13 protein-coding genes are annotated in these 15,218 nt (G+C 66.1%); 4 read left to right on the forward strand and 9 right to left on the reverse strand.

All coding sequences use genetic code 11. The features are described 5' to 3' along the window. Positions 1-18 precede the first annotated feature (18 nt). The 3 genes from DAEP_RS0107195 to DAEP_RS0107205 all read right to left on the reverse strand — a co-directional run bounded on the left by DAEP_RS0107195 (position 19) and on the right by DAEP_RS0107205 (position 2,748). Positions 19-699 carry a Hint domain-containing protein gene (locus DAEP_RS0107195; RefSeq protein ID WP_027244188.1) on the reverse strand — a complete coding sequence of 227 codons (681 nt, stop codon included), beginning with the start codon at positions 697-699 and terminating at the stop codon, positions 19-21. A gap of 182 nt (positions 700-881) precedes the next feature. Next, a complete protein-coding gene (locus tag DAEP_RS0107200; RefSeq protein ID WP_027244189.1) occupies positions 882-1,547 on the reverse strand; it encodes a sulfotransferase family 2 domain-containing protein in 666 nt (221 codons plus the stop codon). 277 nt (positions 1,548-1,824) lie between these two features. After that, on the reverse strand, positions 1,825-2,748 hold the full coding sequence (locus DAEP_RS0107205; RefSeq protein WP_008554051.1) for a DMT family transporter: 924 nt from the start codon (positions 2,746-2,748) through the stop codon (positions 1,825-1,827). Positions 2,749-2,824: 76 nt separating this feature from the next. On the opposite strand from DAEP_RS0107205, the gene DAEP_RS0107210 reads away from it, so the two are divergent. From DAEP_RS0107210 to DAEP_RS0107220, 3 genes are all read left to right on the forward strand, one after another. Further along, on the forward strand, positions 2,825-4,453 hold the full coding sequence (locus tag DAEP_RS0107210) for an AMP-binding protein (RefSeq protein WP_027244190.1): 1,629 nt from the start codon (positions 2,825-2,827) through the stop codon (positions 4,451-4,453). 103 nt (positions 4,454-4,556) lie between these two features. After that, entirely contained in the window at positions 4,557-5,567 is a 1,011-nt protein-coding gene (locus tag DAEP_RS0107215; protein WP_008557631.1) for a hypothetical protein, read from the forward strand. Positions 5,568-5,678: 111 nt separating this feature from the next. Continuing rightward, entirely contained in the window at positions 5,679-6,491 is an 813-nt protein-coding gene (locus tag DAEP_RS0107220) for a class I SAM-dependent methyltransferase (RefSeq protein WP_027244191.1), read from the forward strand. Positions 6,492-6,588: 97 nt separating this feature from the next. Here the strand turns inward: DAEP_RS0107220 and DAEP_RS0107225 are convergent, their stop codons facing one another. From DAEP_RS0107225 to DAEP_RS0107250, 6 genes are all read right to left on the reverse strand, one after another. Then, entirely contained in the window at positions 6,589-7,776 is a 1,188-nt protein-coding gene (locus DAEP_RS0107225; protein WP_027244192.1) for an SPOR domain-containing protein, read from the reverse strand. 179 nt (positions 7,777-7,955) lie between these two features. Next, complete coding sequence (gene upp, locus DAEP_RS0107230) at positions 7,956-8,588, reverse strand: uracil phosphoribosyltransferase (protein ID WP_008557887.1); 633 nt, start codon at positions 8,586-8,588, stop codon at positions 7,956-7,958. Positions 8,589-8,663: 75 nt separating this feature from the next. Next, the gene (locus DAEP_RS0107235) at positions 8,664-9,875 is read right to left on the reverse strand and encodes a phosphopentomutase (RefSeq protein WP_027244193.1); all 1,212 of its coding nucleotides are present in this window, start codon (positions 9,873-9,875) and stop codon (positions 8,664-8,666) included. After that, positions 9,875-11,179, reverse strand: a complete 1,305-nt coding sequence (locus tag DAEP_RS0107240) for a thymidine phosphorylase (RefSeq protein ID WP_027244194.1) — start codon at positions 11,177-11,179, stop codon at positions 9,875-9,877. Before DAEP_RS0107240 ends, DAEP_RS0107235 begins: the two co-directional genes overlap by 1 nt. Continuing rightward, positions 11,179-11,592: a cytidine deaminase gene (locus DAEP_RS0107245; RefSeq protein WP_281171964.1), complete on the reverse strand. Its 414-nt coding sequence runs from the start codon at positions 11,590-11,592 to the stop codon at positions 11,179-11,181. The genes DAEP_RS0107240 and DAEP_RS0107245 overlap by 1 nt, the downstream gene beginning before the upstream one ends. Before the next feature lie 68 nt (positions 11,593-11,660). Beyond that, positions 11,661-12,749 (reverse strand): cupin domain-containing protein, encoded by a 1,089-nt coding sequence (locus DAEP_RS0107250; RefSeq protein WP_027244195.1) that lies wholly within the window; start codon positions 12,747-12,749, stop codon positions 11,661-11,663. A 163-nt stretch (positions 12,750-12,912) separates the two neighbouring features. On the opposite strand from DAEP_RS0107250, the gene DAEP_RS0107255 reads away from it, so the two are divergent. Next, entirely contained in the window at positions 12,913-15,186 is a 2,274-nt protein-coding gene (locus DAEP_RS0107255; RefSeq protein WP_027244196.1) for an NADP-dependent malic enzyme, read from the forward strand. Positions 15,187-15,218 lie beyond the last annotated feature (32 nt).

A 15,218-nucleotide genomic window follows, 5' to 3' on the forward strand; every position in this document is an offset into this window, starting at 1 on the left:
CCGTCCATCTGGCGCGGCTCAGCTCAGCGTCGGCTGGTACTCCGCCCCGGCCAGTGCGGCACCGGGCGCGCTCCAGTGCTCATCCTCGGCCATCAGCGACAGCACCAGCCCGCGCGCCTCTTCCGGCGGCAGCACCCTGTAGGCGCATTCCTCCTGATAGACCCGGCCGCACATCAGGTCGCGCGGGGCAGCGGAAAATCCCAGCATCCCGGCCTCCAGATAAATCACCTGATCCTGGGCAAAACGCGGCGTGACCAGATCCAACTGCGCGCCCGGATGCATCCGGCGGATGCCGCGGTAGCCCTCCAGCGCGCAGGCCGGCACCACCGCAAAGGGATCGCCCAGGGCGTCCTCCACCAGCTCGCTCTCCAGCAGCACGCCCTGATCCGGCATCAGCCACAAGGGCACCCGGTTCATCAGCGCATCACGCGGGACCAGCAGCGGGCAGCGGGCCGGTTCCAGCTCCCCCTCGCCCGGCAGGATGGTTTCGCGCTGCAGTTCCACGATGGTCTGCATGCCTTGATCGAAGGTCAGCACCTTGTCGCCCGCCATCAGCGCCTCCACCGGGCGCCAGCCCAGGTTCGAGGCCACATGGGTGCCTGCCAGGAAGCCGCCCTGCCCCACTGGGATCAGGGAAAACCCGCTGTTCAAGGTGCGCCCCATCGAGACCTGCGAGCGTTTCAGAAGCCAGTCCAGCATCTGCGTTCCTTTCCTGCGGCCGGGGCAGCACGCCCCTTCGGCCCAATCGGGATCTGCCTTCAACCGCGGCGGCAACAGCGCGCAATTGCGGCAGAATCCGGTCAATGTTCACGTCCCTGCGCCAACCTGCCTGCGGCCACCCGGATTGGTTCCCGGGCCGGCAGAACCGGCGCTGTTTCCTGTCATTGGGATAGGAGAGAATCGTTAAAAGAGTATTCAAATTGCGCGATATCCTGCGCGCAGGCCTTGGCGACCGCCTCTGCCGCGGCCGCGTCGTAATAGGGCCGCCAGTCCCGCTGCCGCCCGCTTTCATTGACCCGGGGCAGTTCCAGCGAAAACCCGAGATGGTCAAACAGCGGCTGCGCATCGTCCCGGAAATGCTCCAGCCGGATATAGAGCTGGCACTGCTCCGTCCCGTCCGCATGGCGCATGTAGGAGGCCGCCGGGCTGGCCCGGAAGGCGCTGATGATCTGCGGGTGCTGCACGAAGGCGCGGAACGCCAGGCTTTGCGCCAGGGCGACGGCGGGATGATCGAAGCCCTGCGTCTGCAGCCAGTGGTAATAGCTCACCGCCCGGTCCCAGGGATTGCGCACCAGGGTGAAGGCAAACAGGCCGCGCAGGGCTTCCTGCGGCAGCAGCCCGTCGATATCCGCCAGCGTGGAGTGCTTCCACAGCCGCCCGCGCGCCTGTGCGCCCTGCAGGCGGCGGCGGCGCTTCAGCGCCTTGGGGGTGTCGCCCAGCATCATGTCATCCGCCATGGCACGCGCCTCCAGCGCCAGCGCCAGCGCAGTGCCGCCGGTCTTGGGGATATGGATAAAGACGAATTGGCGGCCTTGCGACAGGATCATGCGCCGACCCTAGGATATTGATCCGCACATGGAAATGCAGATCTGCACCTTCCGGTGCAGGCCTCCGGCGGGAGTATTTGGGGAAAGATGAAAGCGCAGCGCGGCCCGCCCTTTCACCTTTGCGAAAATACTCCGGGGTGAATTGGCCCCGAAGGGCCAAGAGGGGCAGCGCCCCTCTTCCACTATTAACCTGCGGGGCAGCGCCCCTCTTCCACTATTAACCTGCGGGGCAGCGCCCCTCTTCCACTATTAACCTGCGGGGCAGCGCCCCTGCAATTTATCTTGAGCGCAGCGCGATGGTGGTCCCGGCGGTGATGATCAGCGCGATCCCCAGCATCTGCCAGATGTTCAGCGCCTGCCCCCAATAGGCCCAGGCAACGCCGGGGCCGACGATCATCACCGAGTATTCGAACACCGCGACATAAGACGCCTCGCCCAGCTGGTAGGCCTTGGTGATCAGGAACACGCCGCCGACCGCGGCGCAGCCCTGCAACAGGATCAGGTGCGAGATCTCCCACAGCGGCCAGACCCAGCCGCGGGTGACAAAGCCATCGGCGCCCGCGGGCACGGCCTGCGGCCAGATCTCCAGCCCCGCCAGCAGCATCGCGCCCAGCAGGCCCTGCACCAGCAGGTAGACAAACAGCATCGCCACCGTGCTTTCGCCCTGGCAGTAAAGACCGGTCGCCAGGGAGCCGAGCGCATAGAACAGCCCGCCCGCCACCGGCACCAGGATCAGCCAGTTAAAGGCCGCCGGGTCCGGCTGCAGCACCATCAGAACGCCGGCAAAGCCGCACAGCACCGCGGCAACCCGGATCCAGCCGATCCGCGTCCTCAGGAACAGCACGGAGATCACCACGATCAGGATCGGCGAGGTGAACAGCCCCGCCAGCGCCTGGGCAATCGGCATCAGCGCCACCGCGGAGAAGTAGAACACCATCGACACCGCCACCAGCACCGCCCTGAGCAGCACCGCCCCGAACCGGCGCGGGCTGAGCCCGCCCAGTCCGGCGCGCGCCATCAGCCACAGGAACGGCAGCGCGACAAATGTGCGCAGCAGGTAGAACTGGCCCAGCCCGATGGTCTCCGCCAGCAGCGGCACGGCGTTGTCTGTGATGCCGATAATCAGCATGGCGGCCAGCATTGACTGGGCAGCAGCGGCCTGGCTGCCGCCTCCGGGCGCGAAGGTTGCTGTTTGTTTCATACCCTTCCCATTGCCCGCAACTTTCCGCAATATCTGTCCTCTAAGCGACACCATAGTGATTCAGGGGAGGAAACTGATGGGGTGGATGGCGGATGAAACCGGTCTGGAGAAGACCGCCGCAAATTATGTGCCGCTGACGCCGCTGTCGCATCTGCAGCGGGCGGCGCAGGTGTTTCCGGACCATCTGGCCGTCAGCTATGGCAAGCACCGCAAGACCTATGCCGAGTATCACGAGCGCTGCACCCGGCTGGCGTCCGGCCTGGCCAGGCTGGGGGTGAAGCCCGGCGATGTGGTGGCCACCCTGCTGCCGAACATCCCCGCCCAGGCGGAGGCGCATTTCGGCGTGCCCGCTTGCGGTGCGGTGCTGAACACCATCAACACCCGGCTGGATGTCGGTACGGTCGCCTATATCTTCGGCCACGGCGAGGCCAAGGCGGTGCTGGTCGATCCGCAGTTCCTGGAACTGGCCGAGGCCGCGGTGGAGGAGATGGAAGGCCCTGCCCCCATCCTGATCGAAGTGGCCGATGACCAGGCAACCTGGCACGCCACCGGCCGCCATATGGAGTATGAGGCGCTGCTGGCCAGTGGCGATCCGGACTTCCAGTGGGTCATGCCCGAAGACGAATGGGAGAGCCTGGCGCTGAATTATACCTCCGGCACCACCGGGCGGCCCAAGGGCGTGGTCTATCACCACCGCGGCGCTTACCTGATGACCATGGGCACGGTGGTGTCCTGGCGGATGGTGCTGCACCCGGTCTATCTGACCATTGTGCCGCTGTTCCACTGCAACGGCTGGAACCACACCTGGATGATGCCGCTGGTCGGCGGCACACTGGTCTGCTGCCGCGATATCAGCGCGCAGAATATCTACAACGCCATCCATTACGAGGGCGTCACCCATTTCGGCGGCGCGCCGATCGTGCTGAACATGCTGGTGAACGCGCTGGACGAGGAACGCCGCACCTTTGATCACACGGTGGAGGTCTTCACTGCCGGCGCCCCGCCCGCCCCCGCGACACTTTCGAAGATCGAAAACCTCGGCTTCAACATCACCCATGTCTACGGGCTGACCGAGACTTTCGGGCATGTCACCGAGTGCTACTGGAAGGCGGCGGAATGGGACGGTCTGGACAAGGCGGGCATTGCCGCCAAAAAGTCCCGCCAGGGTGTCGCCATGCCGATGCTGGAGCCGGTGGTGGTGCGCGACAGCGAGCACAATGTGCTGCCGATGGACGGCCAGAGCCAGGGGGAGATTGCGCTGCGCGGCAATGTGGTGATGAAGGGCTATCTGAAAAACCCGGACGCCACGGCGGAGGCCTTCAAGGGCGGCTATTTCAACTCCGGCGACCTCGCCGTGCAGCACCCCGACGGCTATATCCAGATCGCTGACCGTGCCAAGGACATCATCATCTCGGGCGGCGAGAACATCTCCTCTGTCGAGGTGGAGGGCGTGCTGATGGCGCATCCCGATGTGCTGCTGGCCGCGGTCGCGGCGATGCCGGACGAAAAATGGGGCGAGGTGCCCTGCGCCTTTGTCGAGCTGAAGCCGGGCGCCAGCACCGATGAGGCGGCGCTGATCGCCTTCTCGCGCGAGACGCTCGCAGGCTTCAAGGCGCCGAAGAAAGTGGTGTTTCAGGAGCTGCCCAAAACCTCCACCGGCAAGATCCAGAAGTTCGAGCTGAGGAAAATCGCAAAGAACCTGTAATTTCCGGCTGTGAAGGCGGTCCGGGGCGGCAAAGCAAATTGCCGCCCCTGTTTTATGTGATTATTCTGGCGCCAATGATAAACACGGGGGCCGGGCGGGCTGCATGACGGCATTGAAGGAATTTGAGCGGCTGGAGGCTGCGGGCTTGTGGCGCGCAGATCCTGGGGCGCAGCGGCGGGATGTGATCATCTCGCTGGGCGATGCGACGCTGACGATTGCCAGCATGAATGACCGGCCGCTGGCGCATTGGTCGCTGGCTGCGGTGGAGCGGGCCAATCCCGGCGAATTCCCAGCCCTGTTCCACCCCGACGGCGACCCCGGCGAGACGCTGGAAATCGCCGCGGATGAAACCGCCATGCTGGAGGCGATCTCCCGGGTGCAGAACGCCATCGGCCGCTCCCGAGCGCGGCCCGGGCGGCTGCGGGCGGTCAGCATTCTGGGCATGCTGGCGCTGGTGATGGCGCTGCTGGTGCTGTGGCTGCCCGGCGCCGTCACGCGCCACGCGGTCAGCGTGGTGCCTGAGATCAAGCGCAAGGCCATCGGCCAGGCGCTTTTGGGGCGGATCGAGCGGGTCTCCGGCCCGGCCTGCGCCACGCCGGAGGCGGCGCCGATCCTGAAGACCCTGGCACAGCGCACCGGGGTGCGGCAGCTGGCGGTGCTGCGCTCCGGCATTCCCGGCAGCCTGCATCTGCCCGGCGGCATCGTGCTGCTGAATCGCGCCTATGTGGAGGATTTCGAGGATCCGGCAGTGGCGGCCGGCGCAATTCTGGCAGAACGCGCCCGCGCTGAGGCCAGCGACCCGATGTTCGAGCTGCTGGAGGCGGGCGGGGTTCTTGCCACCTTCAAGCTGCTGACCACCGGCGATGTGGACCGCTCTACCCTGGACGCCTATGCCGAGGCCACCCTGGCCAGCCCGCGGCCCGCGCTTTCGGACCAGGTGCTGCTGGCGGAATTTGCCCGCGCCGCCCTGCCCTCCTCGCCCTACGCCTATGCGCTGGATATCACGGGTGAATCGGTGCTGGGGCTGATCGAAGCCGACCCGATGGCCGGCCGCGAGCTGGAGCCGGTGCTGAACGACCGCGACTGGGTGCAGCTGCAAAACATCTGCGGCTGATCCCGTCCGCGGCCCTGCCGCCCGCTGCCATAACCCTGCCAATCGCCCGAATGCGCCGGATCTGCTAGGATCGTCAAATCTGCGCAAACGCGTGTTCAGGGGGATGGAGCCATGCCGGAGACTGCAGCCAGATTTACGGGGAATATTCCAAGCTATTATGACAGGGGCCTGGGGCCGGTTATTTTCAGTGACTATGCGGATGACCTGGCCGCACGGTGCCGCGGCCACAGCCCGCAAAACGTGCTGGAACTGGCGGCGGGAACCGGGATTGTCTCGCAGCGGCTGAGGCGCAGTCTGCCGCCGGACTGCAAGCTGACTGTCACCGACCTGAACGAACCGATGCTGGCCGTGGCAGAGGCGAAACTGTCGGGTGCCGCGAATGTCACCTTTCAAACCGCCGATGCGATGACGCTGCCCTTTGCCGATGGCAGCTTTGATCTGGTTGCCTGCCAGTTCGGGGTGATGTTCTTTCCCGGCAAACCCGCCGCCTTCCGGGAAGCCGCGCGGGTGCTGAAGCCCGGCGGGCGGTATATCTTCAGCGTTTGGGCGCCAATGGCGCAGAACCCGTTTGCGGAAATCGCCGACGGCGAGGCCGCCCGGTTCTTCCCCGATGATCCGCCGGGGTTCTACAAGGTGCCGTTCCATTACGGCGACCCCGAAGCGGTGAAGGCGGACCTGAACGGGGAGGACTGGACCGACGCCGGCCATGAAGCGGTTGCGCTGGATAAGGCCCTGGAGGATCCGGAGACATTTGCGGAGGCGCTGGTCTATGGCAATCCGATGATCGACGAAATCCGCAGCCGGGGCGGCGTGGATCCCGATGAGGTCGCCAGCGCCATTCTGGACGCCCTGCGCGCCCGGCTTGGGCCGCCGCCGCTGCGGATGCCGCTGGCCGCTTATGTCTTTACCTGCCAGCGGCGGTAGCGCCAGGCTCCCGTCCATCAGCGCGCGAAGACCAGACAGACGGCGAAAAAAAGGCCGGGCAGCAGCCCGGCCTGTTCATCCGCATGCCCGCAGAATGTTATCTGCTGAGCCGGGCGCCGCTGAAACCGGCCTGCTGCGCCTTGGCCAGCGCGGCGGCGGCCTGGCCTGCGTCCCGGTACGGCCCTGCCATCACAACCTTGTAGGGCTGACCCTTGCGGCTGACGGTGCCCAGACGCACCGGCAGCCCCGATGCGGCCAGCTTGCGGGCCGCGGCGCGGGCCTGACCCGCGTCTGCGTAGGTCGCGGCCCGGACATAGCGCGCCGCAGCGGCGGCGTGTTCCGGTGCCTCTGCGCCTGGTGCCGAGCGGGTGGACAGGCGCAGCCCGGTTTCCTTTGCCTCAGCCGGGCTGCGGCGGGCCTCGCGCGGCAGTCTTACCGTGGGACGGTCCAGCGGCAGCTGCACCAAACTGCGCGGCACCTCGTCGTTCCAGACCCGCGCCATCTGCGCGTCCCCTTGCGGCGAGCGCAGGCCGCGCATCGGGTTCAGGCGGCCGTCTTCGCGCTCAACCCTCAGATAGCCGGGCGGGACCTGGGCCGCGCCGCTCACCACCGCAGGCCGCACCGTGCGCACCGCGCGCTGCGGGTTGAGGCGGCCGTCGGTCCAGACCGGCCGGTAGCCCTGGGGCACCTGGAAACTGTTGCTGAGGCGGCGCTCCTGGTAGATGTGGGTCTGCACCACCCGGGTGTTCGGCGTCAGCAGCACGGAGGACTGCGGCGCAGCGGCGGCGGACGCCGGGGCTACCCGCACCACTTTCCTGACCGCCGGCGCGGTGGCAGCGGCAGGCGCCGGGCGGGCGCTGGCGGTTTGCGGCGTGCTGCGCGGTTTGGCGGTGGCCGCCACCTGGGGCGGCGGGCTGGCCGCAGCCGGTGCAGAGGCGGCCGGCGCGGGTTCTGCCGTCTGTGCGGGCTGCTGGCTGGGCTCCAGCGTGATCAGCTCCGGTGCTGCGGCGCGCGGCTGCTGCTGGGTGGTTCCGGCCAGCTGGGTCGGCTGCAAACCGCAGATCTGCTTGCGCGAGCGCGTCACCTGCGGCACCCAGGTCACGTTGCCGTCAATGCCTGCCCGGATGTAGACACACCCGCGGCTGTCGACAAATTGCCGCCCGTCATAGGAGGCTGGCGGAAATTCGGCGGGCGGGCTGGTTGGGCGCAGAGTTTGCGCCTGTCCACCTGCCGCGCCTGATGTCCCCGCGATGATGGCCAGTGCAATAATTCTAGTTATTTTCATTCCTGAGCCCCACAAAATATGGCTGCAGGATGCCTGACTCTGGCTTGTGAGTAAAGATTTTGCGGCAACAATAGGGCTGCGCTCCGGCAATTTTTGCGCCAATTGGAGCGAATGGCCGCAAGGGCCGGATCTGCCCGCGCACGGCCAGGGCGCCCTGAGGCGCCTTGGCGCAGTGGGTGTTACTTGGTGCCGAACATCCGGTCGCCGGCATCGCCCAGGCCCGGCAGGATATAGCCCTTGGCATTGATTTCGCGGTCCAGCGACGCGGTGACGATCGGCACATCCGGGTGCGCCTCTTTCATCCGGGCAACGCCTTCGGGCGACGCCAGCAGGCACAGGAAGCGGATGTTGTTGGCGCCGGCTTCCTTCAGCAGGTCGACGGCCGCGGCAGAGCTGTTGCCGGTGGCCAGCATCGGGTCCACCGCGATCACCAGACGGTCCTTCAGCCCTTCGGGCGCCTTGAAGTAATACTGCACCGGCTCCAGGGTTTCCTCGTCGCGGTAGAGGCCGACAAAACCGACGCGGGCCGAGGGGATCAGCTCCAGCACGCCGTCCAGCATCCCGTTGCCCGCCCGCAGGATCGATACCAGCGCCAGTTTCTTGCCCGCCAGGATCGGCGCTTCCATTTCCTCCATCGGGGTTTCGATGGTGGTGGTGGTCAGCGGCATCTCGCGGGTGATTTCATAGGCCAGGAGCTGGGTGATCTCGCGCAGCAGGCGGCGGAAGCCCGCGGTGGACGTGCCCTTGTCCCGCATCAGGGTCAGCTTGTGCTGCACAAGCGGGTGATCAACAACGGTCAGGTGGTCGGTCATGGGGCACTCCTCAGATTTGGTTGCAGCGCTTTTACGGGCTTGGCCGCGGCAGGCAAGCGGGTTTTGACCGCCGGGTCAAAGAAAACTCTTGCCCGGACCCTGGGCCGGGACGTTCAGATGGGCCGCGACAGAGACGCCCATATCGGCAAATTTGACCTGCCCGATGGGGCCTGCGTCAAGCCCTGCGATCAGAACCGGCACCTGTTCGCGCGTGTGATCGGAACCGGGCCAACTGGGATCGTTGCCGTGATCGGCAGTCAGCAGCAGCATGTCCCCCTTGCGCAGCTTGGGCAGCAGGCGGCCGATTTCAGCGTCAAACCACTCCAGCGCGCGGGCATAGCCTGAGATGTCGCGGGTGTGTCCGAACAGGCTGTCGAATTCGACAAAGTTGGCGAAGGTCAGGCTGCCGTCCTCCGCTGTCTCCACCGCGTCAAACAGATGCTCCATCAGCTTGGCATCAGAGCCTTTTTTCAGGGTGTCGATGCCGGACATGGTAAAGATGTCGCCGATCTTGCCGATGGCGTGGACCTTGCGGCCCGCGTCCTGCACCCAGTTGGTCAGAACCGGTGCGGGCGGGGTGATGGCGTAGTCGCGGCGGTTGGTGGTGCGGGTGAAGCCTTCTGCTGCCGAGCCGATGAAGGGGCGCGCGATGACCCGGCCCACCTTCATCGCGTGCAGGCGCGGGGCAATCGCTTCGCACAGCTTCAGCAGGCGGTCGAGGCCGAAAGATTCTTCATGCGCGGCGATCTGGAACACGCTGTCGGCGGAGGTGTAGCAGATCGGCTTGCCGGTCCGCATATGTTCGGCCCCCAGGTCGCTGATGATCACCGTGCCGGAGGCGTGGCAGTTGCCGAGGATACCATCGGTGCCTGCCTGTTCCGCCACAAAGGCGCTCAGATCCTCAGGGAAGGAGGGCGCCTGATCGGGGAAGTAATGCCAGTCCCAGGGCACCGGCAGGCCTGCCAGCTCCCAATGGCCCGAAGGCGTGTCCTTGCCGCGGCTGAGTTCGCGGGCACAGCCCCAGCGGCCCTGCGGTTCGGCGTCCAGGCCCGGGAACGGCACCGAGGACGCCAGCCGCATCGCAGCCCCAAGGCCAAGCCGTTCCAGGTTCGGCACATTCAGCGCGCCGCTGCGGCCCTCGTCCGCCTTGCCGGCGGCACAGGCCTGGGCGATGTGGGCCAGCGTGTTGGCGCCAAGGTCCGGCAGGTCGCCGTTGAAGAAGGTCCCGGCATCCGGCGCGCCGCCGATGCCGGCGGAGTCCATCACCACAATGAAGGCACGGGGCATCAGCAGATCCTTTCGTGAACCAGCGGCGGCAGGGACCGGGGCGCTTCGCCGATGGAGATTGCCGCGAGAAAGGCAGCCTCCGCCGTCTCTGCCGCATCATCGCTGGCGGCGTGGATGCGGGCAAGGGTGTCCCCTGCCCCGACCTGCTGGCCCAGGCGGACAATGTCCGAAATCCCGACGCCCGGGTGGATGCGGTCGCTTTCCACCATGCGGCCGCCGCCAAGGCTGACAACCGCCAGGCCAAGCGCCTCGCCGTTCATGGCTGCGATATGCCCCGTTGAGGGCGCCTTGACCTCGCGGATGACTTCCGCACCGGGCAGATGGTCTTGCCACCTGCCGGCAAAATCGGCAGGGCCGCCGAGCGCCGCGATCATCCGGGCAAAGCGGTCTGCCGCGCTGCCGTCTGCAAGGGTCGCGGCAATCCTGGCCGCGCCCTCCGCCGCATCTGCGGCGAGGCCTGCGTGGGACAGCAGCTCGCCGCCCAGGATCGCGGTGATCTCTGCCAGCGGCCCGGACGCATCGCCGGTCAGCACCCGCATCACCTCTGCCACCTCCAGCGCGTTGCCAAGCGCAGGCGCCAGCGGCTGGTTCATGTCGGTGATCAGCGCCGACGTGCGGCAGCCTGCGGCGTTGGCGGTGTCGCACAGGGATTGCGCCAGCGCGCGGGCCTCATCCGCGGTTTTCATAAACGCGCCGGAGCCGATTTTCACGTCCAGCACCAGCGCGTCCGGGGACGCCGCGAGTTTCTTGGACAGGATCGAGGCGGTGATCAGATCGAGGCTTTCGACGGTGCCGGTCACGTCGCGGATCGCATAAAGCCGCTTGTCCGCAGGCGCGATCTGGGCGGTGGCGCCAACAATGGCGCAGCCGGTGTCCTGCATCATGCCCCGCAGATGGTCTTCGCTGACGTTGATGGAGACGCCGGGAATGGCCTCGAGCTTGTCCAGCGTGCCGCCGGTATGGCCCAGCCCGCGGCCCGAAATCATCGGCACATAGGCACCGCAAGCCGCCAGCGCAGGCGCCAGCAGCAGCGAGACGCAATCGCCCACGCCGCCGGTGGAATGCTTGTCCAGCACCGGGCCGTCCAGATCCCAATGCAGCACATCGCCGGTATCGCGCATCGCCAGGGTCAGCGCGCGGCGGCCCTCGACGCTGAGGCCCTGCAGGCAGACGGCCATGGCAAAGGCCCCGGCCTGCGCATCCGACACCGCGCCGCTGGCCAGGCCATCGGCAAACCAGCGCAGCTCCGCTTCGCCGGGGGGGTCGCCGCGCCGGAGCTTTGCGTTGATGGCGCGGGCGTCCATCACTTGCGCTCCAAATGGTCCGTGTCAAAGGCGCCCGGCAGCAGGTCGCCGACGGTGGATTCCCGTTCGGCGCCATCGGTGGTGGCCATGGTCACCTTCACGTCATTGCCGGCGAATTCCTTGATCTTCTGGCGGCAGCCGCCGCAGGGCGGGATCGGCGACGGGCAATCGGCGATCACATAGACCTCGGCCAGTTCCGTCTCGCCCGCGGCCACCATCGCGGCGATGGCGCCGGCCTCGGCACAGGTGCCTTCGGGATAGGCCACGTTTTCGACGTTGCAGCCAACGTAGATCTGGCCGGAGGCGGAGCGCACGGCAGCGCCTACCTTGAAGTTGGAATAAGGCGCGTGGGCGTTTTCGCGGACGGCGGCGGCGGCGTTTCTGAGGCTCATGGCGATTCCCCGTTTTTTGATCGTCTGGTCAAGGTGCCGCAGGATAGCGGAAACGGCCCGGGGAGCGAAAGCCCCCGGGCGCGGTTCCGTCACTGCCCCAGCGTGGTGTTGAACACGCCGGGCAGGGTCACTTCCAGCAGCTCCACATCTTGCGACGGTTCACTGAGGCGGGTCTTCATGCCCGGCGGGATGACAAAGGCGTCGCCCTGTTCCAGTCGGCAGGGTTCACGGCCTTCACCCTCCAGCGTGACCGTGCCATTCATCACAAAGGTGAAATGGATATCGGTGTCATGCGCGGCCCATTGCGGCGCGCCCTCTCCGCGGCGCACCACCTGCACGCCCGCGACGCCCTTTGTGTTCGCGGCAATCGTGGTGTCGCGGCAGATGTAGCCCGGCAGCCGGAACGGCACCCATTCGGCGCTTTCTGCCTTGTTGTAGACAAAGCGCTGGCCCTGCCATTCCCGTTCGGGGCGGTAATGGGGCGTCGGCAGAGCCATGTCGTGGTCGATTTCAGTGACGTGTTCGGCCGGGACACCGATCTCGATCACCTGGACGTTGTCGCTTGCCTCCAGCACCCGGTGGCGGATTTCCGGCGGCTGGATAAAGCAGTCGCCCGCAGTCAGGCGCATCTTGTCGCCCTGATCCTCGTAGACCACATCGACCCAGCCGTGGATGCAGAAGATCAGTTGGAAGCCGACACGGTGGAAATGCACCATGTCCGGCACCGGGCCGCCGTCGGGAATGCGGATGTGGCTGGCGATGATCGAGCCGCCCAAGCGGTCCGGCACCAGATCGCGGTAGTGCATGCCCGCCCGCCCGATGATCCAGGGGGCCTGGTCCTTGAGGCGGCGGACCACGAAACTGTGCACCGTTTCCGGCATCACCATCGGCGGGTGGCGTTCCTCGATTTCCACCTTGGTGCCGTTGGGCGCGGTCAGGCGGCGCTGGCCTTCGGCAAAACCATCAGGATCTTCAGTCAGAATGCGGATTGTGCCGGCGCTTTCCTCTGCCCCCTTTTCGATGCGCAGCCGCAGCCCGTGGCCGGAAAACACCGCGATGCGCGGATCATCCGCCGGGTAGATCATATCCATCTTCATGCCCAAGACCTTGGTATAGAACGGAATATCGTCGCGCAGCTCCTGCGTGGGCAGGCGGATTTCGGCGATTGTATCGCTCATTTTTCACTCCCTTTTCATTTGCGGGGAACTGTGGCCGCAGGGCAGGATTTATGCAAGAAGCCGCCGCCGGGGCGCCGCCGCGCCCAATAGCGTCAGTTTACGCTAGGTTTCCGGCAGGAAAAATGGTTTAACACTAAACCATACGATTTTCGAGGAGCGCCAGATGTCCGATTCACAGAACCTGCGCCAAGCCGCGCTCAACTATCACGAGTTTCCGCGCCCCGGTAAGCTGGAGATCCGCGCGACCAAGCCGATGGCCAACGGGCGCGATCTGGCGCGCGCTTATTCCCCCGGCGTCGCCGAAGCCTGCACCGAGATCCAGGCGGATGCGGCCAACGCGGCCCGCTACACCTCGCGCGGGAACCTGGTGGCGGTGGTGTCGAACGGCTCGGCGGTTCTGGGCCTGGGCAACATCGGCGCGCTGGCCTCCAAGCCGGTGATGGAGGGCAAGGCGGTCCTGTTCAAGAATTTCGCAGGGATCGACTGCTTCGACATCGAGGTGAACGAAAGCGATCCGGAAAAGCTGGCCGATATCGTCTGCGCGCTGGAGCCGACATTCGGCGCGATCAACCTCGAAGACATCAAGGCGCCGGACTGCTTTGTGGTCGAGAAACTGTGCCGCGAGCGGATGAACATTCCCGTCTTCCACGATGACCAGCACGGCACCGCGATTGTGGTCGGGGCTGCGGCCAAGAACGCGCTGCACGTGGCGGGCAAGTCGTTTGAGGACATCAAGATCGTCTCCACCGGCGGCGGCGCGGCGGGGATTGCCTGCCTCAACATGCTGGTGAAGCTGGGCGTGAAGCGGGAAAATATCTGGCTCTGCGACATCCACGGGCTGGTCTATGAGGGCCGCGAAGAGGACATGAACCCGCAGAAGGCGGCCTTTGCCCAAGCGTCGGACAAGCGCACGCTGGACGAGGTGATGGACGGCGCGGACCTGTTCCTGGGCCTCTCTGGCCCGAACGTGCTGCAGCCAAATATGGTCAAGAAGATGGCCAAACGCCCGATCATCTTTGCGCTGGCCAACCCGACGCCGGAGATCATGCCCGAACAGGCGCGCAAGGTGGCTCCGGATGCGATTATCGCCACGGGCCGCAGCGATTTTCCCAATCAGGTCAACAACGTGCTGTGCTTCCCCTTCATCTTCCGCGGGGCGCTGGATGTGGGGGCCACAGAGATCAATGACGAAATGCAGATTGCCTGCGTCGACGGCATAGCCGAACTGGCCCGCGCCACGACCAGCGCCGAGGCCGCGGCGGCCTACAAGGGCGAACAGCTGAATTTCGGCGCCGATTACCTGATCCCGAAACCGTTCGACCCGCGGCTGGTGGCGGTTGTGTCCTCCGCCGTGGCCAAGGCGGCAATGGAAAGCGGCGTGGCGACCCGCCCGATCGAAGATATCACTGCCTACAAGCAGAAACTGAACCAGACGGTGTTCAAATCCGCCCTGCTGATGCGGCCGGTGTTCGAGGCTGCCCGCGCCGCCGCCCGCCGCATTGTCTTTGCTGAGGGCGAGGACGAGCGGGTGCTGCGCGCGGCGCAGGCGATCCTGGAAGAAACCACCGAAACCCCGATCCTGATCGGCCGCCCGGAGGTGATCGAGCGCCGCTGCGAAAAGCTGGGGCTGGATGTGCGCCCGGGGCGGGATTTCCAGCTGGTGAACCCGGAAAACGATCCGCGCTATTACGATTACTGGAACAGCTATCACAAGGTGATGCAGCGCCGCGGCGTGACGCCGGATCTGGCCAAGGCGATCATGCGCACCAACACCACCGCCATCGGTGCCATCATGGTGCACCGCGGCGAAGCGGACAGCCTGCTGTGCGGCACTTTCGGAGAGTACCGCTGGCACCTGAATTACGTGCAGCAGGTGCTGGGCGGCGGCACCTATTCGCCGCACGGGGCGCTGTCGATGATGATCCTTGAAGACGGCCCGCTGTTCATTGCCGACACCCATGTGCATGTGGAGCCGACCCCGGAACAGATCGCCGAAACCGTGATCGGCGCCGCCCGCCACGTGCGCCGCTTCGGCCTCGCGCCGAAGATCGCGCTGTGCTCGCAGTCGCAGTTCGGCAATATCTCCTGCGACACCGGCAGCCGTCTGCGCGCCGCCATCGAAATCCTCGACGATAAGCGCCGCGATTTCGTTTACGAGGGCGAGATGAACATCGACACCGCATTGGACCCGGAACTGCGCGAGCGGATCTTCCCCAATTCGCGGCTGGAGGGCGCCGCCAACGTGCTGATCTTTGCCCATGCCGATGCGGCTTCAGGCGTGCGCAACATCCTCAAGATGCGGGCCGGCGGGCTGGAAGTCGGGCCGATCCTGATGGGGATGGGCAACCGCGCCCACATCGTGTCGCCCTCGATTACCGCGCGGGGCCTTTTGAACATGGCCGCCATTGCCGGCACCCCGGTCGCGCACTACGGTTAACGGCGCGGCCCCATTTGCCGGCCGCCCAATCA

Source organism: Leisingera daeponensis DSM 23529, assembly GCF_000473145.1.
GTDB lineage: Bacteria > Pseudomonadota > Alphaproteobacteria > Rhodobacterales > Rhodobacteraceae > Leisingera > Leisingera daeponensis.